Below are 23458 nucleotides of genomic sequence, written 5' to 3'. Positions count from 1 at the left end.
CATTATCCGTAACAACTGCGACCTTGCTATGGATTAGACGGGCTATCTCTAAATACCTTTTGAAACTTAGCCCACGCACGTCAATAATGTGCACACCATCTTGTTCCGGTTTATGGTCAGTTTCCGTTATATAGAATTTCTCAAACAACATATATTCAGACGGACCTTCCACCAAAATTACCCTACGCGATGTGGCGAACTCTACGATATTGGCCACAGGTGCTTTCATAAAATATTTTGCCGTTGACTGATCCAAATTTTGAAGCGATACTGGACTACCAACAGCTTCTTTACCCATAATAATAAGATTCTGTAATTCCAGGCGAGTGCTAATCAAGCTATTATGCGTTGTAATAAATAACTGGCCATTCCGAGCATCAGCAACACGCTGAACCAATTTTCGTAAATTCACGTGACTTAAGTGATTTTCTGGTTCTTCAATTAAGATAGCATCCATATTTGTGCCAGAACGCTCAAGCGCAAAGTCAGTCTTAATAAAAACCTGCTTTCCGGTTCCTTTACTATCAATTCCAATTTCGTCTTCATAAATCATCAAATTGTCTTCGAGGCTCATAGCAGAACTCGCTTTTAATCCAAATGCATAACTTTTTCCGGACGGTATCCGGCTATTTAATTCCTGAAGGCTTGATGACCGAAAGTTATCGCGCATCTGTCTATATTTACCTTTATGGACTGCACGTTCTTTGACATTATCCTCCGTGTATTGAAAATAAGTACGCTTTATAAAATCATTCGTTGCGTAATCCGAATTCATATTAGTGCTGTCAATCAAAATGCTTCGTAACTTCTTTTTATAGCCGGTATATCCTTCATCCGCAAATGTCGAGAAACGAATCTTGTAATAGTCATATGGAAAATAATTATCCTGATCTTTTAAGGATTCTGTTATCTCATTTTGGAAATCGGGATTCGGTTCACATACAAGCTTGATTCCATCACAAATGACCCTATCAGAGTTGTTCTTGCCATTGACATCATGGGCGAATTCGCCATTAAGATATAATTCTATGATCATTTTAGGCAAGTTATCATAGGTTCTTTGACTGGCATTGAATTCCTGAACCGCCTCAATATTAATCATACGATCCAAGCCTATGGTTTCAACTCTATGAACGTTTCCGCTTGCAACGATATCTATTGCTTGAAGAATGCTGCTTTTCCCGGATTCATTATCGCCTATTAATATATTAATATGTGGCTTTGGTTCAATGACATAATTCTTGAATCTTTTATAATTAATCAATTTAATTTTGGTAATAATTGCTGGCATATAGCACCTCCAGGCATCAAATTCTAATGGAATCTCTGTTCCATGATATATTATACCATTATTCTAAGGAAATTGCTATACGAAGAATCGTTGAGCGAGAGTAGGTTATAAACGTGTAAACCGTGTAGAATCATGGTGCAATTCAATATCCTTGTATCATCTGTGACGTCTACACACAAGCAGTGCGATTAGAAAGTTCCCGCCCAAAAATAACAGGCTCAAAATCTGATATGTATCCATCCGCACCACCTCCCTTCTTCTGTGAAGTTAGGGAGGCTTTCCACCTTGTAACACGATTACTCCTGCATAAAATATACCATATGCAAGAATATATTGCAAACACAGCTTCATTCCTCTTTCATCTGCTTTCTTCACTAAACACCGATATTCAAGGCGTGAAGGGTTATGTATCATGTGCCAGAGGCGTTATTGCTAAACAAGGATGGTACCGGATAGCCAAAGCAGGGGGCTATGGATATAACTCATGTGTGATAAGTATTAAACGTGGCTATTTTGCACCAGGCCCAGAATACCAGAAAATACAATTTGTAAGCGTATATAACATACATTCATTTAAAAGTTTGATAGCTGTTTCAAATGTTCATATGTTTATAAAAATAAGAGCAATTTGGGATGAAGCAACTAACACTGAATATATAGAGCTTTATCAGGATAGAGATTCCAGAACAAATGCTTTTCTGTGTTCCATCGAGGATGCACTTTGCGCATATGGATCTGGCAACTGGAAAGCCATCCCACCGGAATTAACCCAGGAAAATATTGATAATATGAAACTTCTTGCTGAACTGGATCTTCCGGCTAATAATCCTATTTAAAGAAATCTTATGCCATGGTATCCGCTGTTTCTGTTATATAAAAATTGTGTAAATTTATACGTATCATACCCGAATACAATGCCGCCACACATGCCAGAAGCGTGGGAGAGCACCAAAGCACAATATGCCGGCCCCTGATTACTTGACACAATATTTTTAAATGCATAACCTATTGGTACTTCCTTAAATGCTTCCGGAATGACCTTCTTATCAAGAAACCCTTCGATTCCCATATCTGTGGGCGGATTTGTGCAATCCATAAAGGAAATTGTAGACTGCTTCCATTCCCTAGCCACTTTATCGGTGTTTAGTGAATTAACTATCCCTGTCAATGTACCGTCTGCAATCTTGGATACATCTGTTGTCCCATACAATTTACGCAGATATTTCAAATTATTAGACATAATAGATACCCGATTTAGTATCTCTTTTAACTTCCCACTAACAATTCTTCCTATGTCTTTCCACAATGTTGGGCTTTCATCGGTATCTTCGCTAGTAAATGCCACTGTAGCGTCAGAGATGTCCCCATCCTTATTGAGTTTTTTTCCGATTGCCTCATTCAGAGCTTCTATAATCGTCTCATTCTCAAGAATGGCGTCTGCAACCTCTTTTATGGTATCCAGTGTTACCGGGGCTCCGTTTATCAGCTGCCCTATCTTTGTGTCAGTGTATCCTGTAAGCTGCTCGTACTGCTGCTGAAACTGTTCTTCAGTGTCATCTGCGTGCTTCTCCTGTATTTTTTTTAAAAACGTTTCATTGTTAATTAATGCCTGGATTACCCCATTGAATAATTCCGCATGGGCCGAATCCGTAATGTCAAACTTCCGGATTTCTTCTGTATACTTTGGATTTTCTGGAATCTCAAAATTTGCCATACTGATGCCTCCTTCTTCAAAATTTGTCATCATATTCAAATGCCATTTCCATATCCGCATCTTTCATTTTCCCCGCAAAAACCCGGATTGCCAGTAAATCGCCATCCGCATCATACAGAGCCGCCTCATTTATCTTTTTTCCTGCCAATTCATCCTCCCCCAGTTCCATTCGGTAACGGTAACATGTATCGGTCACCTTTTCACACCTGCAATATTCCCGCCGGAGCAACTCATTCTTTAAAGATAGTTCTTCCAACGTCAATTCTATTAAGATCCCATCTTCATTTTCCGCTCCGTCTCCTATGGCGATTCCTGCGACTGTAGGCAGGGAAATTTCCCCCTTTCTTGTCTGCGCCATTTTCTTTCTTGCTATTGAAGTTATTATGCTTTTCATTTTACGCTTTCTCCTTTAATTCATATGCATTCAGCAGCTTTCCTCCATCCAGCCGAAATGCGCCGTCCAAATGCCAGAGGTTATTCTTGATCTCCACAGTAAGTTCCGTATCTGCAATATTCCTTGCCTCCATCTGGAAAACGAATTTATTTTCTGGACGGTTCTCGTTTTGCATTGACCAAATCTCTGCTATCCTACAGATATCGTTTGCCTTTCCTGTCTGTTCCTTCGATTGAAGAATAAATTGATAGTTATCTTTTGCCCCCACCTCCTTCCAAGCCCTTACATTCTTTTTGAGAATATTAAACGAAATATTGTAAGCCCATCCCATATCCATTCTAATCAGGGCATAAAATTCTGCCCATCTTTCTGTGTCACCCTTTAACTCTCTTGCAGTTTTTATCTCCACATCTTCAAATCCTAATGTTTTCACCGCAAGAAGAACTCCCTCATTGGTGCCCCCAAGCTTGCAAAGCTCATCATACATGGCTATTCTTGAGCGGTAGTTCTCTGCAGACTCACCTTCATACCTGGTCAGCCTCCTGTCCGCCCCATGTACCGAAAGCATCTCATGACTGCATGTGGCAACCATGCCCTCATCCCTTGCCCGGAGAATATCCTCTTTTACTTCATCAAACCTTCTGCCAAACACTTTGCAGAGGATGTACCACTTATTCAGAGCTTTCTTAAGCTTCTTCAACGGTGTAGTGAGCAGATACCACATGTATTCAATAAAATTCTCTATCATAGCGGCATCACCCCTTCCCACTTGCGCTCTGTGCCACGTTCCTGACAGTCACATTGATGTCCCCTGCCATGATGACTTTATTCTGTCCAAGCAGCATATCCCCTGATGGCTGCAAAATGTCCGTCTTCCTGTAATTGTCAATCTTGGTACTAAGCACTTGGATGATGCTGTCCCTGTATAGAGTGTTCATCTCTTTCCGTGTCAGTGCCATCATCTCCTTGATGAGTTTCCCCGCCTGTTCATCCACGCCATCCGTTGCCGCATCCTCTGCAAGGTACACTACAAGCTCAAATGCCTGCCGCATTACCTCACTGGATTTCACAAGGTAATCCTCATAGTTGCCCTTAAGTGGCTCAATGGCATCCCCGACCTTCCGCACGAGCTCCGGAGATGCTTCACCGGCTGCTCCCGTAACAATCACATCCACCGTGCCCTGCCCCCTTGGGTGCTGTGCATCTATCCGCGCATCCAGTACGCCAGGGACAGACTTTGCAGCGTTCCGGAGCTTCTCCTCAATGGTTCTTGTTGCCAGTTCCGCCCATGAGCTCATGCACCTGTCCCGAAGGTCTTCAAGGTCTTCCTCCTCTGCTCCTTCTTCAAAGAGCCAGCCCTTCTCATTTGTCACATAATCCATACCGTCAAGATATATCATGGATATGGTTATCCTTCCCGGTGCTATGTTGTAAAAGGTTCCTGGTTCCTCTGCCTCCACAAGAACCCTGCCTACAGGCTCCCCGGCATCAATGACCGTGTTTTCACAGCAGTAGAACTTCAGTTCCTTGCCTCCGGCATCCGGTTCCGTTTTAAAGCAGTGTCCTTTCATCACTTGAAGGGCATTGTTATACTCACTCCGGTATATAGTCACATAGCCCTTTGCCGCTTTCGCCTCCTTCTGCTGCTTGGAATAGTCTGCCGCCTTAATCATGAGCCAGTCCTCTTCAGCATGTCTGATGAAGCAGCTATTGACTATGACACGGGCAAGCTCCTTCAGTTCTATGTATATGGTCACTAACATGCGGCAAAGATGGTAAAAGATGCCGCCCTTTTTAAAGTTTGTTATAGGGAAGCCTTCATCTTCAAGCTCTTCCTGCACCTTTTCCATCTCCTCGTCTTCATCCGGGATGGGGATAATCTTCTCCATGATGCGTTCATCTATCATTCCACAATCACCTCCACGCCATTGCTCTCAATGTCAATGCTGTACTCCTTGCTGCTGTCATTCTTCCGGAAGGCTACCCTGACATGGTATAAGTGACCATCAAAGTCCACCTCTGTCTGTATGCTCCCGGCATCAATATAGTCCCTCTTGGACAGTTTGGAACGGATACGCTGCTGTATTTCCATCTGTGTGAAGTCATCATATTCCCCCTGCATGAAGTCAAGCAGGCTCCACCCATAGCTTGCATCCCCCTCCTCGTCCTCATAGAAGAGCTCGCCCTCTTCCGTCACCGCCTCATTCCTGATGTCTTGCAACCAACATTCATCATCCGACACAAGGGATGTGTCCCCTCTCCCATCTGACACAGGCTGACCATCCTCATCAAGCATGATGTCAATGTCATTTGCACCTGTTAACTGCATCAGAAGCACCTCCCTATGATATAAGGCTTGCACTCCCCATACATAAGCACGATTGCCACAACCTCATTCTTCCGGACAGGTATGTCCGTTGCCACATTCGGGACTTCCGGGAAGCGGCTATCCGGCTGCCTGTTTTTGCCAAGTATTTTGATCGTTGCTTCATACAGTTCCTCCCCTTTCTTTTTCACTCCTACCACTTTTGCATACAAGCATGGAGGATACTGCATGTGCGGATAATTCTCTTTTATCTGATGGCCAAGCTCCTGCCCCACAAACACCTTCATCATGTCAGACATCATTCTCACCTCCTGCAAAATAGATGTACATGTGTACCGCCCCAGTATCGTCGCTCCTCACTATGGTCTTCTCCACTGTCACAATGCCGCTGTATTTGCTGTGCTGCACCTCAACCTCTTGGCTGTGGTGTATCCAAGGAATGGCTATTGTCTCCGCCTCCCAAAAGTTTCCATACTTATTCAAGGACAGGATAGTCTCCCCCTCTTCAATGACATACATCTCCTCCTGTTCTTCCTTGGTTCCCCAATAGAACACCTTCTTCTGGAAGAAGAACGAGTTTTTGATGCCCCATGAGCTGTTGACCTCTGCTATAGTGTTGATGCCGCTCTTCCTGTCTATGACAAAAAGGGATTTCTTCCCATAGTTCTCATCAGATAGCATATAGTCCTCAATCCCTGCACAGGTCAGCACATACCGGATGACATCCTGTGGCTCACAGTCCACAAAGGATGCCTTGATGGTCACTCTATCAAGCTTCATCATCTCATCTTTTATCATTATCTCTTTCCAGTAATCCGTGTCGCCGCATCTGACATACCCCTCAATCAGGCTGTCAAAGTCATCCTCATAGCCAAGCTCCACGCTTGCCTCATCCATGTCCTTGAACTTCAGGGCTCCCTGAAGCTGTGGGGACAGCTCCACCCGGCACCAGTCCATGTGTGACTCCTTGCTTGAGAAGCACTCAACCTCTATCCCATCCGTCACCTCATATTCCCCTACCGTTACCCTAAATTCCGGGGATATTAGCTTCCTGGTCTCCAAAGCCAGTTACCTCCTCCTACTTACAATCTTCTTTGCTATCCTCTTTTCTTTCAGCGTGCTCCGGCTGTCCTTTGCCGGGCTTTTGCTTTTTAATTTTTTACTCTTTGCCTTCTCGCTGTTCTTTTTCTTAGTTTTCTTCTTGCTCCTTTTCTTCTTTATCTTAATCCCAGCTATGGCAGGAGCCCACAGCTCCAAGGAGGCTATCCGTTTGCTCTCTGATATGACCTTCTTGGAGGTTAGGTTTTTAAAATAAACGCTCGATATGCCACGGGCTGTACAGTCCTCATTGACGATAGTGAGCAGTTTGGGCTTGTTCTGACCATACACCTTGAAGAGCATCTGCATCTCCGTGAGCTGCTCTAATGTCGTGGCTTTCTTGGTATCCTCAAGCAGTATGTCTATCATCACCTTGGCATTTTCATAGCCTACAGGCTGTGACTTTTTGAACCTGCCCTTTTCATCCTGTGCCACATACACGCTCCCTGCCTCCTGCACTTCCACGCTTGTGACCTGACCTTTCAGGTATACGCCGCCAAGCTTCACCACTTTGTCCTGTACATACAGCATACCGCCTCACCTCCTTATGTGGCTGCCGGGGAGGGGCTGTCCGTCCGGTTCTGTGCATCCTTCAGCTCGTCTATCAGCTTGTACAGCAGCGGCAAGTCCTTAATCTTGCTGATGTCTACCGTGAAGCTTATCTGATGGATGGTTGTGCCGCCTTCCCTGCCCCATCTCTCGGTTGTGTGTGTCTCCTTGGTTGTTGTGCTGCTTTCCTTTTCCTTGCGTACTGATGCAGCCTTTGATGTCAGGGCACTTGTGATGTTCGCCCCGGTCTGCTGTACGCTGTCACCGTTTTCTTCATTCTCGCCTTTGACCACGCCCCTGACAACCTCGCTCATCTGCTTCCACAGTTCTGACAATGGCAGCACCGCTTCAGCTCCGGCTTCTCCCCCTCCCAAAAGGCTTCCGCCCATGGCTCCAAAGATGGTTGCCCCGGTCAGGATGCCGCCATCCCTGTACCACTGGATGGAGAACTTAGGCAGTGAGCCCTTTCCTGCAATGCCAAAAGGTGCCTCTCCGCCGCTCACGCTGATGTGTGGCAGCTTTAAGTCCGGGAGCTTCCATGAGAAATTGAAGACTCCTTTTATTCTCTCAATCGCACCGGATACTACCGACCTTGCAGCCTCAAGCTTTGGGGAAAATGCCGACTTGATACCGTCTAAGACGGATGATACCGTGTCTTTCGCCGCCTGTATCTTGGATGCTATGGTGGAGCGTATGCTCTCAAGCCTTCCGCCTGTTAATGTGTTGATGGCGGAATAGGCTGCACTGAAGGTGCCCTGTACCCCCGTCATGGTTGCGGATACTATCCCCTTGATGCCTCCGCCGCTCGCCTGATATGCCGCCTGCATGTTGGAGAGCTGTGTGCTTGCATAGTTCTTTGCCGCCGACATCCCGGTTGACACCGCATTTGCCACCCCAGACATCTTCTCACTGAACTTGTTCTTGATGTCCGTGAGCTTTCCGCCCGTCAGGTTGTCAATGAATGTGAAGCCTGCTGTGTAATATCCCTTCACCCCCTCTATTGCTGCCGCCGCTACGCCTTTGATGCCTCCGCCATGTTCCTCATAGGCTGCCTTCATGTTCCCAAGCTTTTCCTTCACGGTGTCGGATGCCGCTCCCAAGATATTCCCAAAGAAGCCCTTGACTGCCTCAAGCCCGTTTTTCACGGTGTCCTTCATCTTCGTTATGGTCTCGCTTGCATCAATGCCTATGGCGGAAAAGGCTCCGCCTATTGCATCAAGGAAGCCTGAAGCAAATCCGCCTATAAAAGAGAGGATAGCGTTGAACCCATTTTCTATGAAATTTTTAAAGTCACCGACAGCGGCGGAGGCAAAGTCCATAGCCCCCGAAAAATCGCCCTTGAACAGGGCAACTACAGCGTTCACCACGTTGGTGACAAAAGATACGAAACTTGAAAAGGCATCTATCAGCGGTGTCAGTGCGGACAAGGCTCCCTGTATGGCTCCGGCAAACGTGGAACCTAGCACTACCAGGACAACTGCCCCCACTTTTTCAAGTATCTGTATGATTGGCTGTACCGCCTGCCATAGTTCCTTGAGCTTGCCGCCTAGGTTTTGCAAGGCAGGCTGTATAGATGACCACGCCTGCATGACTGCTGACTTTACCTGTTCAAACAGCCCCTTCCAAAAATTCCGAAAGGCTTCTGACTTGTTCCATAGGACAACAAAGGCGGCTACAAGTGCCACTATCCCGACTATCACCCATGTGATGGGGGATGCAAGGAAGGCTGTGTTCATTCCCAATACAGCGGTCTTCACAAGCCCTATGGCGTTCTTTGCTGACAGGAAGAGCTTCCCCATGCTCCCGACCACGCCCATCACGCTTCCTGCTATCGCAAGGAATACGCCAAGCTTCAGGGCTATGTTCATTATGCTCTGCACTGTCTCCTGATTGTTGCTTATCCACTCGGAGCCCTTCTTTATCAGTCCGCTCACCTTGTCCATGGTGTTGTTGACTGCCGGAAGGAGCCCGTTGCCAAGTTCCTCTACGTTGTTATGTATCTGCTGTTTCAGCACTTGGAACTTCTGCTCCGGCGTGTTGTTGATGGCTTCCGCCATCTCCTCCGTCACGGAGATGCCGCTCTTCATGCTCCCCTGCAAGTCCTGTATCCCGGAGTCCAGTGTCTCCACATTGTTGTATAACAGGTCTATGAGGGCAACTGCCTCATCCGTTCCAAAGGCTTCCTTCAGCTCCCTCTTCTCTACCGCATCTATGGTATCCCCATATTTGCCCTTCAGCTCCGTCAGTATCTCCGGCATGGACAGGAGCTGGTTGTTGGTGTCAAGGAAGGTCAGCCCAAGCTTCTCCCCGGCACTCGATGCCTGATTGAGGAATGACTTGTACTTTGTTGCCGCTTCAGAGCCGGACATTGTGGTCTGAAGCTGTCCCATGATGGCAAGCTGCTCCTCAAGTGGGACATTGGCATTTGTGGCTGTGGCTCCAAGTGCTGATATGGCACTTGCCATCTCGGAGCCGGATGTCTTATAATTCTTTACTGCTGTAGCTATCCCGGCGGAGAACATCTCACCGAACTCTAGGTCTGACATATCATCATAAAAACCTTTATAGATACCGTACCCTGTAGCAAACAGTGAGCCCATCTCTTCCGTTGTCGATTTTGTGGCTTTTCCCGTCAGGGCTGCAAGTTTCGTGAACTCTGCCACGCCTTCATCCGTCAGGGATGCTATACCTGATTTTATGTCATAGGATGCCGTTATAAAGTCCGCTTTGCTTGTGCCTGCCCATGTGTCAGAGAAGCTCTTTGCCGCATCCTCTACCGCTTTGAGGTCTTTCACTCCAAGGGATGAGAGCTCCCCTAGTGCGTTCTGTGTGTCAAAGGTAGCTGTGACCGTCTTCATGCAGAGCCCGGTGATGCCTGCCCCTACCCCTGCCATTGCCGCCCCTGCCTTCTGCATGGTTCCAAAGGCTGAATTGAGCCTGCCTATAACGCCTGACACATTGTTGCCGACTCCGCCCATCTGACCGGACAGGTTATCTACCATGTTCAGGATGACAGACAATTTGTATACAGACTCCATACCCATGCAGCCACCTCCTTGTTGCTTTTTTCCCAATTTGTGGTATACTTATCTTCAGAAGTTCATAGAGGTGTGCGTGGGTCCCACAGTTTCCGGCTGTGGGGCTTGTTTTATTCGTCTCCAAAATTGTCCGCTATCCCTTTTGCTACCCCTGCCTCAATGTCCTCAATCCTCATGTCCCTTGCACAGTCCGCTTGACCATACAGGGAAAAGAACTCATCAAAGGTCAGGTCTTCAAAGCTTTCCGGAAGCAGTTCCTTGGGAAGGTAGGTGTATATGACCATCTTCCCATAGCTCACAAAGCTGCTCTTGAACCGCTCCTTGGCATCCTCTACAGCTTTTTTACGGATGTAGTGTCCGCAAGCCCAAGCATACGGAGCAGCTTGTCCGCAAGGCTGATAGTGATTGCCGGGTATTCCTCCACGGTCTTCTTGAGCTCATCCTTCTGATCCTCAATGATGTTGTCAAAGACAAAGCTCTTGGATGCTTTTGTCACGGAGTTGGAGATGGTCTTCACATATCGGTCATAGGATGCCGGCTTCGGTTTCCTGAACAGGTAGGAGAACTCCTCCTCCGTGTCATCATCCACCTGTACCGTTGTTGTCACCGTGTAGATTTTCTCATCCGTCCCGGAATACTTTTCCTTCAGGCTCTCCACATCTGCCGCCTTTGCCGCTTCATTCTCTTTTGCTGCTCTGATGAGCTCCTGTTCTCTTGCTTCGTTCATGTTCATACCTCCATTTTTGTCATTTATTCTGTTATCAGTTACGCTTCAAGACCGTTGATTTTGATGCCGCCCATTGCGATACCGTCAAGGTCTACCTTCATGGACTTGTCTCCCTGTGCCGCCTTGAAGCTACGCTTTGACAGCACAATCTTGGTCAGGACATCCGTACAGGTTGCCGCCCCTTCGTCTGCATAGTTCACTACAATCTTCGGGATGACGTATTTGTAGAAGTTCTTGTATCCCTTGGACTGGATGACCCTGCACATCTCATTGAAGTCTTCACGGAGCAGGGACAGCTTGACGGAGTTCTTCTGGTTTCCGGTACCGTATCCCCTGATTTTCCCGCCCTTGCCATAGATAGGCTCGCTCTCCTGCTCGTCATCATAGGAGATTTCCATGGGCTCCATGTTCTCCATGCCGGAAGCTGTGATTGTCACGCTTGACCAGTCATACACTTTTCCATTGATTAGCTGCTTATTTGCCATGTATCTCTACCTCCTTCCTAAGATGCTGCATAGGGGTTCTCTACTGCAAAGGTCAGGTTCATCTCCCTCACATGCCCCATAGGTACATAAGTTATCCGGATGTCAAGGCTCTCATCCACAAGGATGTTGAGGTTCTCCGTGTCGATTGCCACGGAGCCGGAGCTGATAATCTTGTCCCGGATGGCATCCTCCACAGGGGTGTTGAGCTGCTCCTGAATGTTGGTGATGCTCGTCTCAAGGTCTCCGGGGTCAACCTCCACCTGAAGCTCATTGAGAGCCTCCGCCCTGACCGCCCTCACAAGCCTGTTTGATACCCGGACATCTTCAGCATAGGCATAGTCGCTTCCCTCCGGTGACATCATGTTTGCAGAGGTCACATAGAAGTCCTCCTTGCCAATGTACTGCCGGATGGTCACGAACTTTGCCGCATCCAAGGTCTCAATATAGTCCTCAATCCCTTCAGGGAGGAGCTTCTGCACCTTGGCTTCAGAGATAGGGAAGCTCTTCACCTCCCCAATGCTCTGTGACTCCTTGGCTCTGCCATAGAGACCTGTCACAATGCCTGCATTGTTGATGTCCTGCACCCTTCCATCCATCCGCTGATACCGGGAGTTGCTGCACACGACCTGTATATACATGTTGTTAATGCCCTTCCGCTCCTCAAGCATGGCGTTCACATACTCCTCAAGGCTCTCATCCGCCCTCTTCCCCCTTGCCTCACAGACAAAATACAGGGGTCTCTTGTACTTCGTCAGGAAGTCATTGGCAAGCGTACACAGGGAAGCCCACAGAGCCTTGGCGGATACCCCCACGATATGGACGAACTCAAACACAATGGGGCTGTTGATGAGGCTCTCCACCGCATTGATGACCGCCTCATTGCTCATAGCCGGGGAGGTTGTGGAGAACGTGAAGCGGTCTCCCTCCTTGAAGCTGTCACCGCCTTCCGCATCCGTAAACTTCACATTGAGCCCGGTGGCTTCCAGTTCCGCCTCCCCTGTGACAGGTATGGTCATCTCTTCCGTGAAGGTGTTGCCACCGTCCAAGGAATACCTGAAGCTTCCCTCATTGCACTCCCCGGCATCCATGACCTCGACCACAATGTCATAGGCGTTGTTGGGGCTCCCTTTTACCTCAAAGCTGCCGTATCCCTTCTTTTCCTCCTTGATTTCTCCCACCGTTCCGGCTGTCCCTGCCTTCACCGGGATGCAGTAGGTGGAGGATGCACCCCACTCCACCGCATCAATGCAGGCATCAGCAAGCGGAGTCTTCCCCACCTTCTCCTTGATTTTCTTGGCGTTCATTGTGCCGCTAATCAGGATGGGTGCCTTGCTTTCCACATTGGAAATGCCTATCTTGATATGTGTCCCGGTACCCGTTGAGCTGCTACGCCCAAGGTTGCCATCTTCGACTTTTACATTTACATCTCCGTACATTATCCTTTCGCCTCCTTGTCTTCCATGCTCCCGTTGACCGGGGCTTTCCGGAAGGCTTCACAGGCTTCCTTGAACTCCTGCTCATCCACCTGTCTTCCGCTCTTCCATCCGTTGGCTGCCTTCGTTCCTTCAAATACTGCATCCGGTACGCCAAGCTTCTGCTTGAGCTCCTCAATGCTTTTCAGGGATGCAGCCTGTCTTGTTTCTGCCATGATTATTCCTCCTTATCCGACAGAGCCAATATGTCCATTGGCTTGATGTCTCTATCCTCATAAATACCGCCTTCAAAAGTGATGTCGAACTGTACCGCCACTTTAGCCTTCAGGATGCTGTCACCCTCTTCTACCCAGTCCGCCTCACCGACCACGATATTGACCCAGTTCCCGTCCACATCTATCCCCTTCTTCAGGTTCCGGAGAAACTCTTCAAGGATTTCCTCCACCTTCTCCTCGGATGTGTCAGCTATCACTACATGGAGTGATGTGTTCCTGTCCCACAGCTTGACCCTACGCTTCCGCCGCCCCTCTTGGTCTACGAATTTTCTTTTTGAGCCGGAGCGTGTGAATGTCTCACCGTTTCGCAATACTGCACCAACGTGGACTTCGTTCCCCTGCTTCAGCTTTTTCATATTGGTGTAGACCTGACTCTTGATGCCGGAGCTCTTCAGCGTTTCTACTATGTAGTTCCTCTCCTTTACCATGTCCTACTCCTCAAAAATCTCCTCCAAGGCATCCTTGATGTCCTGCTCGTCCTGCTCGCTGACACCCAAGAACGGTCTCGGTGGTATGCTTACTTTGACAGAGGCTGCCTTCTTCCACTGTCCGCCAATCTTGAATGTGAGGTATTTTTTGTTCTTTGCTCTTATTGTCCGCTCATCACCAAATTGGTGTGTGGCTGCCCTGATGTCATTGGTGCCTACTGCAAATCCACTCTCACTCACTTCTGACCGGATGCTCGTCTTGAGCTGCGTGGTCTTGGTGAGCGTCTTGCCGCCTTCCTCCCTCGCCCGGATGGAGGTCTTCCACGGTTTCCCTTCCGGGGACTTCTCCTCCGTGAAGCGTTCCACGGTGGAAGTCCTAAGCCCTTCCGCTATGGAGTTCAGAACCCCACGGGTCTCAAGGTTTCCCAATCGGTTCAGGCGTTGGAGCAGTTCATCAGTGTCACCGGACAGCTCTGCCCTGATTGATGACATCCCATCACCATCCTCTCATACTGTCCCTTGAGAATACCCGACCTGAAGACTTCATTTTGAAGCCATTGGCTGCTTCGCTGCTTCCTGATTTCTCATCAATGCCTATGTCTATGATGCCCTTTGCGACATCAAGCAGGAACTTGATGGCTGCATTGTATCGGTTCAGGAAGGTCTTCTCCCGTTCACTCTCGTCTATGCCTGTCCTTGACACAAGGTTATATACGGATATGTCCTTTGCAAACTTGCTGATGACCTTGGGTGTCTTTCTGAAGGGAACGCTGTACCGCTTGGCAAGGTACCCGTCAATCTCGGCACAAGCATCTGATATGGCAGCTTCACAGAGCGTTGCAATCTTCTCCGTCCGTTCCTGCTCATCCTCTATGTACTCATCTCCAATGATGACATTCATCATGTCACCCTTTATCATTTCAAGAACCTCTTCCACGGTACAGTACATTCCCATCACCTACCCTCTATCCCTGTGCCTGCGGCTCTGCCTCCCCGGTGGAGCCAAATGCCATCTGCCAAAAGCCATATCCTACATTGCTTCTCCCGTCTGCCCCGTACAGGAACTCATCCAACAGGAAGACGTTCTCATCCGTGTCCTTTGTCAGGGACACAAACTTGATTTTCTTCCGGAGCTGATAGATGAAGGGCTTGAGGAAGCGGTTGGTACACAGAAGGAACCAATACTCCGGGTGCTCTGCAAGGGCAGGCTCCACATGGAGCTTTGCTGTCCCCTTCAGCACGTTGGTGGTGCCTTCAATCTGGTCAGCCTCCAAGATGAGCCGGGCTTTCTCCTCCAATGCCGGGGGCACTACCAAGAGGTCAGGCACAAGCTTCAGGCTCTTGCCCTTGTCCCCCTTGATGCTCATAATGGAGCTCCTTGCCTCCATGTAGGACTCCCTTGTCAGCTTCTTGTTGCTCCGGTTACTGTAGGTATCATTGCCTACTTTATGGGCTGTATGGAAGAATGAGAGCCCGTCATAGCACTTCTCCGTGAAGCCGCTCATCATTGCACCAAAGACAAGCTCATCCGGATGCAGGGCAGCAGCTTCCCCCATGTTGGAGAAGAGCGGAGTGTATACCCCGTACTTGTCATCCTCAATGTCATCCCTCGGAACGCCTATGGTCATCTCAAACTTTTTGTTCTTGATGAGGTAGTCATACGCTGCAAGAGCCTGTATCTCCCTCTCGCCAGTCCACTCCCTCATGCCCGGCATCTGTCCAAGCCACTTGTAGTCCTGCTCCCCCGTGGTGCTCGGTACCACGGTTGCAACCTTCTGATAATTGGACTGCGTGGTGTCAAAGCTCTTGTTGAAAGCTGTGGAATACCCCACGGACAGCCCGTGTAAATTCGCCTGATTAACAATCATGTGTCATTTCCTCCTTCTTACTCTCCGGCTCCTGCCTGTGTCATGTCCACGGTCACTCCGTCATCCGCCACCTCCAAGATGATGCCTGCCATGCTTGAGCCTTCCGCTGTGATGGTCACTGTCCGCTCATCCTTGACATAGCAGGGCTTCAGGATGTCGGTCTCCTTGATGGTTCCGTCATTGCCCCACACGAATGTCCCACGCTTCACGCTGACCACCTGCTCCCCGTCTGCCCCGTTGCGGTTGTCACAATACCGCTGTACGCATCCTGCGACCCGGAGCCCGGCGGAAGCGGATGCCGGGGCTGCATACCCATCCCCATTGATGGCTGCCATGGTTGCCTCTGCCAGCTCTGCTCCGCCCTTCACCGGGATGTTGAGCATCCGGTTCCCGGTTCTCTCGTTTCCTGTCCTGTCCATCTCTTAGTCCTCCTTTTTACTGTATTTCTTTACATCTTCCATGGATACTCCCATGTTCTTCAGGATGGCTACATCCACCTCATCAGAGCCGGATGCTGCCGGGGCATCCTTCAGGTCAAGCCTGCCCTGCGGAACCACCACCGGAGCCTTGTCCACAAAGCCCTTGAAGCCCTCCATGTCCTTCAGTGCATAGGACTTTGCCCACTCGGACTGTGCCGCTGTGATTTTCCCTGCCTTCAGTGCCATCCCTACCGCCTCATCCGCATCCCTTTCCTGCATCCTCTGCTTGAGTGCAAGGAGCTCCGCCTGCGTGTCCGGCGTTCCTGCCCGGAGTGCCATGATGGAAGCCGCCACATCCTCGGTCTTGGCATCCGCCTTCAGACCAAGCATGGAGAGGATGGTGCTGTTCGCCACCATGTCAGCCCCTTCCGGCTTCGGTTCCCCGTCCCCCAGCTTCCCTTCTCCCTCTCCCGGCTTCTTTCCGTCCATCTCCTTGAGCTTCTCCGCCGCTTTTGCAGCATCCTCCACCGCCTTCCTGATTTCCTCTTCCGTTGCGGTCTCCGGAAGCCCTAATGCCTTTGCAAGTTCTTTTAAGTCCATGATATTTCCTCCTTCTGATATGTCCTCTATGTCAAGGGAGTTCACCAGTGCGAACATCCCATCAATAGCAGGCGTGTTTGTCAGTGCGACAGAGTGTATTGCCGCCGCCTTTTGGTCTCTCTTCCGAACCAAAACCACCGGGGAGAGGTATCTGTACTCCTTATTCTTCAGATACTCGGCGGCTCTTGCTGTCCACTCCACCTTGGCAATGATGGCATCCTCCCCTTTGTAGAGGTCTTTTATCCATCCGCCTGCAGGAGCCTGCACATCTGACAGTGTTTGGTGCTCATAGTCAATCACAAGGTCAAGCTTCCTGTCCTTGAACTGTTTCCGGATGAGCTCAAAGCTCTCATCATCCACAGTGAAGTCCCCCTTTTGGGAATGAACCCTCCCAAGGGGGAGTATTTTGATTTCTGTAGGCACGCCGGAGAGCTCCACGCCCTGTCCGGCACATGCTATCAGCTTTGCCATGCCTTGCCACCTCTTTCCTTTGCGTTCTGATAGCGTTATATCGCGTTATAACGCCCCTTTAAACTTTTAGGCGTAATTTCCCCCACCATGACACAATCTGCCCCTTAGAAAGCCTCCTAGTCCGCTTCTCCGCCTTCAGGCTGCTTCCTCTCCCGGAACAGTTTCCTAAGTTCCGGGGAGATGCCTGTCATGTCGGGCTTCCATACGCTCTTTGCCGGGTTGTTGGAGAAGCCCTTGTCCGGGAACTTCGGGAGTATCTCCCCCGTAGAGTAGTCAATGTCAAACGGTGCATCTGTCTCAACATGCAATCCCATCCTTTCCACCTGTTTCTTGGTCAGGCTCACCACCATGCAGCGGCACCGGAACCCGTTTGGTGGGTACCATATATCCCATATGGGGTCATCTGCCCGGTACACCCTGCCTTCCATGACTGCATGTGACTCCCTCACATGACCGTCCCCGGCTGTCCGGTACCTCCAATACGGTCTCATCTTCATGGTTGTCTCGTCCGTCATGCTTTTATAGTGTCCTGCATTGAGGGCTGTCTGCATGTTCGTCCGGAAGATGTTGTCACTCTTCCACGGGTTGATGCCCTCATACCCATGCTCCTCAAGGAAGCGGTTCATGTCCTCCCGGAACTGCTCCTTGGTGGTTCCCTCCTCGGCTGCCTTCGTCAGGCAGTCAAGGAACTCCTGAAGGACTCCAAGGCTTGTATAGCCTGACACGGTGAAAGCCTTTGCCCGGCTCTCGCCATCCAGCAGCCTGTACTCTTCACTTGTCAGTGCCCTCTTCCCCTTCAGGAAAGCCACCGCCTCCCTGAAGACAAAATCCTTTGCCAGTCCATACAATACATCCATCAGTCCATTGACCTCCCTATCAGGTGGGACAGGTAGATGCCCTGCTGTATCAGGTCTTCAAGCTCCGGGCTCTCCATTTCCTGATACAGTTCCCGGAGCCCCTTCTCATCCTTCAGAACCTTTTGCAGCTCATCCATGTCCTCCGCCCTGTCAATCAGCCGGAAGATGGGCTTTACCATTTCTCGGAAGATGCCCTCTGCCTGCTTGTTGGCTACGGACACGATTGCATCCACCTGTCTCTGCTCCTTCTGCCCTTCCTCCTGCTTCAGCTTCAGCTCCTCGGCTGTTTCCATTGGCGGCTGTTCCGCCACCGCCGCCTGCGGCGGTCTCAACACCTCCTCGCCATCTTCCGGCTTGGGTATGTTGAATTTTTTGTATATATGGCTCTTGGGTATCTCAAGCCCCATGTCACAGGCAAGTGTCCGGTATATCTCAACGACTTCCTTCTGGTCTTCCACCTCATGGCAGTCAAAGCCAAAGAAGGGGATGTTTGCATCCGTCCCATAGTTGAACTCCACAAGCGGTCTGATGATGTCCCGGCGGATAGTCACCGCCAAGGCTTTCGCATCCGCCACCGTCAGGTCATGCCTGACCTCATCATGGGTCTTGGACTGTGCATAGGAACCCCCTCCGCTGTCGGATGTGAGGGTCTGCCCAAGGATTGCCTTGCTTATCTGCTCATCGCAATACCGGGCAAGCTTCTCATATATCTCTACGCTTGTGGTCTTCTGTGACTCAATGAACTCTATCATGGTGGAGCTCGGCACAATCCCGGCTGCATCCGTCCCAAGGCTGATGATGGCTTCCATGAGCTGATTCTTGTCATCCTCGGATGCAGAGGCATCATACTTGCCAAGGCGGAGCGGCATCCCGAACACTTCACAGAAGCTCACCCAATCCTTGATGTCATAATTCTTGAACAGGTACATCCAAGAGACCACCCTCATAATGCCTGCCCTGCTCGCATGACCTGACTTTGCCTTGTACTTATGCACTACGAACTTGTTTTCAGGGAACTCCACGCCGGAAGGGTATTCCTTTGTGCAGATCTTCAGCTCATCCGTGGTGCTGTCCCACACAAGCTTTTTGGGGTGGACATACTCAATGTCCTCAATGACGTTCCTCCCGTCCTCTACCGTCCATGCAAGCTCCATGATGCTGATGCCCTTCCCTATGGCATCCAGCATGTCTATCAGCACCTCGTCAAAGTTCTCAATCCCCTTGAGCTGCTCATCTATGAAGTCCGCTATCTCCTTGTCCGCCTCGTCTTCAGAGAATGGCTGCACCTCCCAATCAAGCCCCGTCACAGCAAGCTTGCGTGTCTGCATCTGTGAGAAGAGGTGGGTGTCCTTCTCCTCTATCTCCTCAAAGAGCTCCATCTGTGCCCGGACATTCCCCTCATCCGCTTCCCGGAAGATACGGGCAAGCCTGCGTGGTGTCAGACCGTTGGATGGGTAGTCAGAGAACTTGTCATTGACATCCCCACCGCCACCCTTGCGGTCACGGGTCTCCTGATGCCCGTGTCTGTGTCCGGGTTGAAGGGCAGCCCTCCCTTCTGCTTCCGTTTCTTATTCTTTGCCATGCTGTGTCTCACCTCCTAGTAGGCACCCTTGCTTCTCCGGAACCGTCTCCGGAGGACTGTCCTATAATTTGCTTTTGATGCCACCGCCTTGATGCTCTGTGCAAGTTGCACCGCCATCTGAAGACCGTCCGGGGCATCATCATTCTTGCCCATTGGGAACTCCTGAAGCTGTTTCAGGAGCGTCTTGTGCTCCCGGTTGAATTTCAGGTACTTGTTCTTGATGACGGGCTGCAAGGACTCAATGCGGAGCACCTTGTTGACCGTGGACTGTATCTCCTCTATCGGGATGTACTCCCCTTCCTCTGCGGACTTGGCAGCCATGACCTCCTTGAAGAAGTATTGGAACTGCACCACCTCCACGCCGAACTTGTAGAAGCCTTTCTTGTAGTCCCTCTTCAGCCTCCGGTTCATCTCAAACACGTCATCAATGATGACATCCGGCTTCCGCCTCTCCACGGAGGCATCCACCACATACATGTACCCTGTCTTGGTGGACAGGGCAAGGTTGATGATGGAGCTTGTGTCCGATTTCTTGTTTTTTCCAAGTGACGGGTCATTTGCCGCCACAAAGACGAACTCCGGGCTTGAGAAATCAATGAGCTCCGGCTCGTAATAATCGAACCATTCCGGGTTGAAGGTTGCACTCTCCGGGTCAATCGGGTCATTCTGAAGCTCAGAGTTGAAGGATGCCGCCCCTTCGGACACCTTAATCTCCATCAGGTCATAATAGGACAGCTTCTCCTCCCAAAGGACTTCCGCCCCAAGGAGCATCTCCTCCTCATGGGCTTCATAGAAAGCCCTTGCATCCTCCTCATGGTTCTCATTGAAAAGATTGGTGTAGATGCCCTCCCATTCATCCCACAGCTTTGTATTGACTGCTTCCGATATGACCGCCCTGTATTTCTTGGTCTTATATCTTGGGTTCTGAAGCACGTTGTTGAGCAGGGAGTCATAGTGGAGTATGGTGCCTATATACATGATGTCTGTATAGGTGTCCCCTGCCTTTGATACCGCCTTGTCAAACCAGTTCTTCAGCTTCCGCCTCTGCTCCGGCGTGTTGACGTTCTCATCATTCTCAATATCATCCAGTACAATGAGGTCAGGTCTCCAGTTCCGGTGCCTCCTTCCCCTGACCTTCTTCCCGGAGCCGATTGCCTCCGCCTTGATGTCCGTCTTGGTCAGTATCACCCCTGTCCTCCATGCCTTCTCCCCTTTCAGGGAGCCAAAGTCCATGATGATGTTGCCATTGTCCTCAAGCTCCGTCTTGATGTCATCAAGGAAGCCCTCCGCCTGCTCGGATGAGTCAGACAGGATGAGGATATAGTGCTTGTATGCGTACAGGATGGCATGGAGGCTGTCCTTGAAGGTGAAATTGGTTGACTTCGCATGACCACGGGGAGCCGCCACGACCTGCCGGGAGCCCTTCAGCCTTGAGATGACTTTGGCTTCCTTCAGGGGGTTCCTCCCTTTCATCACGCCCCGGCTCCATATCCCGTCAAGCTCCTCATGGAAGTACGGGGACTTCCGGATGAAGTAGTGGGGAAGATACGCCCTCCCAAAGTAGGACATGTCAAAGGCGGCAAGCTCCTTTCTAAGCCCATGCTCGCCCATGAGCTTCTCCCCGGACAGGTACCTCTCATTCAGTTTTTTCCTTTCCTCCTGATGGTCAGAGCCCCGGAGCACATATTCCTCAAAGAGCTTGGTCTGATACTCCTCATTGCTCCTTGCCTCTGTGTCCCCGTCCTCCTCAAGCTCCCTCATCCAGTTGTCAATATCAATCATCTTCCATCATCCGCTCCTTTGCCCTTGCCAGTATCTCCTTGAGCTGCTCCGCTGACTTCCCATCCTGCTTGATGACCTTGAGCATCTCGGACTCCATCTCCCGGAAGGCAATGTCAGCCTTCCGCCTCATGTCCTGCCTTACCCTGTCCTTGTATACCTTTGTCCGGGACAGGGAGGCAATGAGCCTTCCTGCCTTGTCAAGCGGCATCTCATTGAACTCCTCCTCTGCGGTTGCCACCTTGTTCAGGAGCCCGTTCATGGTCAGGAGTATGGCGGCTTCCGTGTAGTCCGCCTCCGGGTTCTCCTTCACCACCTGTATCAGCCTGTCCGTCTGTGCCTGTGCCTCAAGGAGCCTCTGCATGGCGTTGTTTGTCCGTGTGGCATACCTCCCCACACTGGACTTTGATATGTCATAGCCCTCCCCTTTCAGGAATTGGCTAATGTATTCATAGGTATTGGATGTGTCAGCAAGCATCACATCCACTTTCATCCGCAAGCCTTCAGGGAGCTCGTCAATCTTTGAGGTTATCCTCTGCTTGGTTCTCTTATCGCCCATCAGACATCAACCCCATTGTCCTCAATCGTACCTTCCGCAAGGTCTACGCCTTCCTTGGTGAGCTTGATGACCGCATCATTGGCATAGGCATTGTAGGCTGTGACCTTTTCCTCGGTAAATTCGATATATCCGGCTCCCTGAAGGTAATCAAGATACTTGCTGATGTCCGGGGATATGATGAGCCCGGCTGCTATCATGGCATTGGATAACTGCCTTGTGAGGGCTGTGTTGTTGTATCCCTTCACCAAGCACCGGATGATGTACCCCCTGATTGCCTTATTCTGCTTGATTTCTGCTTTTTCTAAGTCATTCACTTTGTTCACCTCACTCTTTTCTGCTGCTCTGCATCAGGAGCTTGTCAATCTTGCTGTCAATGCTCCTCATCCTGTCCTCCACCCCGTTCATGGAACGGAAGAAGTCCTCCCGGAGCACAAACGTGGTAGCAAAGTCACCCTTGATGTTATTGAGTTCCTGCTTGATGTTTGCTATGTCCTCATCCGTCTCCTCTTCCAACCTGTCAATCCTCTTATTCACTTTGTCATCATTCTCTTTAATCTGCTTTTTTATCTCTTCTGTGCTGCTCTTGAGGCTGCCTATCCACCCCTTGATGAAGAAGGTTATCACTCCCAAGCCAAGGGTGATGACCCCTGCCATCACGTCAGAGAAAGATATAACATAGTCCATAGGCTCCTACTTCCTGATGAGCTTTTCTGCAAGCTCCGTGACCCTCTCCCATCCATCCATGGACACCAACGCCACAATGAAGGCTGCTATGAATGATGCAAATACCATGAACCACTCAATAGCCACCCCGTAATATGCCGCAAGCCCCAACAGGCAGACCGGGCAGAGGATGAGGGACAGGAGGATGACGGTCAGTGCTGTGGGCACCTTCCGGTCAAACCATGTCCACTTTTTGAGTGCCTCCGTGATGACCGACACGATAAATGCCATGACACCAATGAAGACGATAATCTGTGATACATCCGCTGTGAAATTCGTCATGCAAACCACTCCTTTTCTGTCAATTTTTTTGAGAATAACGCACAAAACAATATGAGCATGTACTAAGTACATGCTCTTATCCTATACTCATTGCGAAAGACTCTTTAGGGGAAACATTTCCGGAAAATCATTCTCCGCTTTCCATGTCAAAAAGGCTCATCTGCCCTATCATTGGCTCGTCCTTCAGTATATTCCCTATCTGCTTGGTGGTCAGATTGTACTTCTCTGCAAGCTGCTTCGAGTTGTACCCGTTCCACTCCTTCTTGATACGCCTGTTCCTTGCCGGGGCTATGATGTTCTCTGTCTTCGGGAAGTAGAGCTCATCACCCTTGGCGTACTCACTAAGCTCAATGAACTTCTCAATCCCTATGATTTCCACCACAGGGCGGTAGCTTTCTGATATGTCCTCCAACGTGGTCTCTTCAATGAGGGCTCTTGTGAGTTCATCCGCTGTCATCTCCGCCTCCTTCCCACTACTATGAGGCTTTCTTGGTATAGGAGAGGCTTATCCATCCGGCTCCGGACTTCAGCCTGCCCCATCCGTCCTTTTCCTCCACAAT

32 protein-coding genes are annotated in these 23458 nt (G+C 49.8%); 1 reads left to right on the top strand and 31 read right to left on the bottom strand.

Going from position 1 to position 23458, the window contains the following annotated elements; translation table 11 throughout:
* Positions 1-1291, bottom strand: a 1291-nt coding sequence (locus E5329_RS23055) for an ATP-dependent nuclease (protein WP_135991654.1), incomplete at its 3' end; no start/stop codon positions are given.
* Positions 1292-1447: 156 nt separating this feature from the next.
* Complete coding sequence (locus tag E5329_RS31850; protein WP_330572313.1) at positions 1448-1531, bottom strand: putative holin-like toxin; 84 nt, start codon at positions 1529-1531, stop codon at positions 1448-1450.
* Here E5329_RS31850 and E5329_RS23050 point away from each other — a divergent pair.
* Entirely contained in the window at positions 1522-2127 is a 606-nt protein-coding gene (locus tag E5329_RS23050) for a hypothetical protein (protein ID WP_168356737.1), read from the top strand. The genes E5329_RS31850 and E5329_RS23050 overlap by 10 nt on opposite strands.
* Here the strand turns inward: E5329_RS23050 and E5329_RS23045 are convergent.
* The 29 genes from E5329_RS23045 to E5329_RS22910 all read right to left on the bottom strand — a co-directional run bounded on the left by E5329_RS23045 (position 2124) and on the right by E5329_RS22910 (position 23355).
* Positions 2124-3005, bottom strand: coding sequence for a hypothetical protein (locus E5329_RS23045; RefSeq protein ID WP_135991652.1), 882 nt, complete (start codon positions 3003-3005; stop codon positions 2124-2126). The two genes, E5329_RS23050 and E5329_RS23045, sit on opposite strands and share 4 nt — an antisense overlap.
* A gap of 16 nt (positions 3006-3021) precedes the next feature.
* Positions 3022-3399, bottom strand: a complete 378-nt coding sequence (locus E5329_RS23040; RefSeq protein ID WP_135991651.1) for a hypothetical protein — start codon at positions 3397-3399, stop codon at positions 3022-3024.
* A 1-nt stretch (position 3400) separates the two neighbouring features.
* Positions 3401-4147, bottom strand: a complete 747-nt coding sequence (locus E5329_RS23035) for a hypothetical protein (protein ID WP_275443640.1) — start codon at positions 4145-4147, stop codon at positions 3401-3403.
* 7 nt (positions 4148-4154) lie between these two features.
* On the bottom strand, positions 4155-5306 hold the full coding sequence (locus E5329_RS23030) for a baseplate J/gp47 family protein (protein WP_135991650.1): 1152 nt from the start codon (positions 5304-5306) through the stop codon (positions 4155-4157).
* On the bottom strand, positions 5303-5728 hold the full coding sequence (locus tag E5329_RS23025) for a DUF2634 domain-containing protein (protein ID WP_135991649.1): 426 nt from the start codon (positions 5726-5728) through the stop codon (positions 5303-5305). Before E5329_RS23025 ends, E5329_RS23030 begins: the two co-directional genes overlap by 4 nt.
* Entirely contained in the window at positions 5728-6027 is a 300-nt protein-coding gene (locus tag E5329_RS23020; RefSeq protein ID WP_275443639.1) for a hypothetical protein, read from the bottom strand. Before E5329_RS23020 ends, E5329_RS23025 begins: the two co-directional genes overlap by 1 nt.
* The gene (locus E5329_RS23015; protein ID WP_135991648.1) at positions 6017-6787 is read right to left on the bottom strand and encodes a hypothetical protein; all 771 of its coding nucleotides are present in this window, start codon (positions 6785-6787) and stop codon (positions 6017-6019) included. The genes E5329_RS23020 and E5329_RS23015 overlap by 11 nt, the downstream gene beginning before the upstream one ends.
* A 6-nt stretch (positions 6788-6793) precedes the next feature.
* The gene (locus E5329_RS23010) at positions 6794-7354 is read right to left on the bottom strand and encodes a hypothetical protein (RefSeq protein WP_135991647.1); all 561 of its coding nucleotides are present in this window, start codon (positions 7352-7354) and stop codon (positions 6794-6796) included.
* A gap of 14 nt (positions 7355-7368) precedes the next feature.
* Entirely contained in the window at positions 7369-10416 is a 3048-nt protein-coding gene (locus E5329_RS23005) for a phage tail tape measure protein (RefSeq protein WP_135991646.1), read from the bottom strand.
* Between the two features lie 104 nt (positions 10417-10520).
* Positions 10521-10709, bottom strand: a complete 189-nt coding sequence (locus E5329_RS23000) for a hypothetical protein (RefSeq protein WP_135991645.1) — start codon at positions 10707-10709, stop codon at positions 10521-10523.
* 32 nt (positions 10710-10741) lie between these two features.
* Positions 10742-11137 (bottom strand): DUF6848 family protein, encoded by a 396-nt coding sequence (locus tag E5329_RS22995; protein WP_275443638.1) that lies wholly within the window; start codon positions 11135-11137, stop codon positions 10742-10744.
* A gap of 38 nt (positions 11138-11175) precedes the next feature.
* A complete protein-coding gene (locus E5329_RS22990; RefSeq protein ID WP_135991644.1) occupies positions 11176-11622 on the bottom strand; it encodes a hypothetical protein in 447 nt (148 codons plus the stop codon).
* A gap of 17 nt (positions 11623-11639) precedes the next feature.
* Positions 11640-13058: a DUF2586 domain-containing protein gene (locus tag E5329_RS22985; protein WP_135991643.1), complete on the bottom strand. Its 1419-nt coding sequence runs from the start codon at positions 13056-13058 to the stop codon at positions 11640-11642.
* A complete protein-coding gene (locus E5329_RS22980; protein ID WP_135991642.1) occupies positions 13058-13270 on the bottom strand; it encodes a hypothetical protein in 213 nt (70 codons plus the stop codon). The genes E5329_RS22985 and E5329_RS22980 overlap by 1 nt, the downstream gene beginning before the upstream one ends.
* A gap of 2 nt (positions 13271-13272) precedes the next feature.
* Complete coding sequence (locus tag E5329_RS22975) at positions 13273-13758, bottom strand: SON protein (RefSeq protein ID WP_135991641.1); 486 nt, start codon at positions 13756-13758, stop codon at positions 13273-13275.
* A gap of 3 nt (positions 13759-13761) precedes the next feature.
* On the bottom strand, positions 13762-14250 hold the full coding sequence (locus E5329_RS22970) for a phage virion morphogenesis protein (RefSeq protein ID WP_135991640.1): 489 nt from the start codon (positions 14248-14250) through the stop codon (positions 13762-13764).
* Positions 14251-14254: 4 nt separating this feature from the next.
* Positions 14255-14713 (bottom strand): gp436 family protein, encoded by a 459-nt coding sequence (locus E5329_RS22965; protein ID WP_330572311.1) that lies wholly within the window; start codon positions 14711-14713, stop codon positions 14255-14257.
* Positions 14714-14723: 10 nt separating this feature from the next.
* Positions 14724-15626 carry a Mu-like prophage major head subunit gpT family protein gene (locus tag E5329_RS22960; RefSeq protein WP_135991639.1) on the bottom strand — a complete coding sequence of 301 codons (903 nt, stop codon included), beginning with the start codon at positions 15624-15626 and terminating at the stop codon, positions 14724-14726.
* A 17-nt stretch (positions 15627-15643) separates the two neighbouring features.
* Positions 15644-16045 carry a hypothetical protein gene (locus tag E5329_RS22955; RefSeq protein ID WP_135991638.1) on the bottom strand — a complete coding sequence of 134 codons (402 nt, stop codon included), beginning with the start codon at positions 16043-16045 and terminating at the stop codon, positions 15644-15646.
* 3 nt (positions 16046-16048) lie between these two features.
* The gene (locus E5329_RS22950; protein WP_135991637.1) at positions 16049-17116 is read right to left on the bottom strand and encodes a phage protease; all 1068 of its coding nucleotides are present in this window, start codon (positions 17114-17116) and stop codon (positions 16049-16051) included.
* Positions 17117-17232: 116 nt separating this feature from the next.
* Entirely contained in the window at positions 17233-17973 is a 741-nt protein-coding gene (locus E5329_RS22945) for a phage head morphogenesis protein (RefSeq protein WP_135991636.1), read from the bottom strand.
* A complete protein-coding gene (locus E5329_RS22940) occupies positions 17973-19352 on the bottom strand; it encodes a DUF935 domain-containing protein (RefSeq protein ID WP_456320037.1) in 1380 nt (459 codons plus the stop codon). The genes E5329_RS22945 and E5329_RS22940 overlap by 1 nt, the downstream gene beginning before the upstream one ends.
* 59 nt (positions 19353-19411) lie before the next feature.
* Entirely contained in the window at positions 19412-19555 is a 144-nt protein-coding gene (locus tag E5329_RS32660) for a hypothetical protein (RefSeq protein WP_330572310.1), read from the bottom strand.
* Positions 19556-19570: 15 nt separating this feature from the next.
* A complete protein-coding gene (gene terL / locus E5329_RS22935) occupies positions 19571-21337 on the bottom strand; it encodes a phage terminase large subunit (protein WP_135991635.1) in 1767 nt (588 codons plus the stop codon).
* Positions 21330-21893 carry a phage protein Gp27 family protein gene (locus E5329_RS22930; protein WP_135991634.1) on the bottom strand — a complete coding sequence of 188 codons (564 nt, stop codon included), beginning with the start codon at positions 21891-21893 and terminating at the stop codon, positions 21330-21332. The genes terL and E5329_RS22930 overlap by 8 nt, the downstream gene beginning before the upstream one ends.
* Positions 21893-22207, bottom strand: a complete 315-nt coding sequence (locus E5329_RS22925; RefSeq protein WP_135991633.1) for a hypothetical protein — start codon at positions 22205-22207, stop codon at positions 21893-21895. The genes E5329_RS22930 and E5329_RS22925 overlap by 1 nt, the downstream gene beginning before the upstream one ends.
* A gap of 10 nt (positions 22208-22217) precedes the next feature.
* Positions 22218-22577, bottom strand: a complete 360-nt coding sequence (locus E5329_RS22920) for a hypothetical protein (RefSeq protein ID WP_135991632.1) — start codon at positions 22575-22577, stop codon at positions 22218-22220.
* Between the two features lie 6 nt (positions 22578-22583).
* On the bottom strand, positions 22584-22898 hold the full coding sequence (locus E5329_RS22915; RefSeq protein WP_135991631.1) for a hypothetical protein: 315 nt from the start codon (positions 22896-22898) through the stop codon (positions 22584-22586).
* Between the two features lie 127 nt (positions 22899-23025).
* The gene (locus tag E5329_RS22910; protein ID WP_135991630.1) at positions 23026-23355 is read right to left on the bottom strand and encodes a Mor transcription activator family protein; all 330 of its coding nucleotides are present in this window, start codon (positions 23353-23355) and stop codon (positions 23026-23028) included.
* Positions 23356-23458 lie beyond the last annotated feature (103 nt).

The organism is Petralouisia muris (genome assembly GCF_004793545.1).
Classification (GTDB): Bacteria; Bacillota; Clostridia; order Lachnospirales; family Lachnospiraceae; genus Petralouisia; species Petralouisia muris.
The sequence above is the reverse complement of the archived record's forward strand: the minus strand, read 5'-3'. Positions and strand labels throughout refer to the sequence as shown.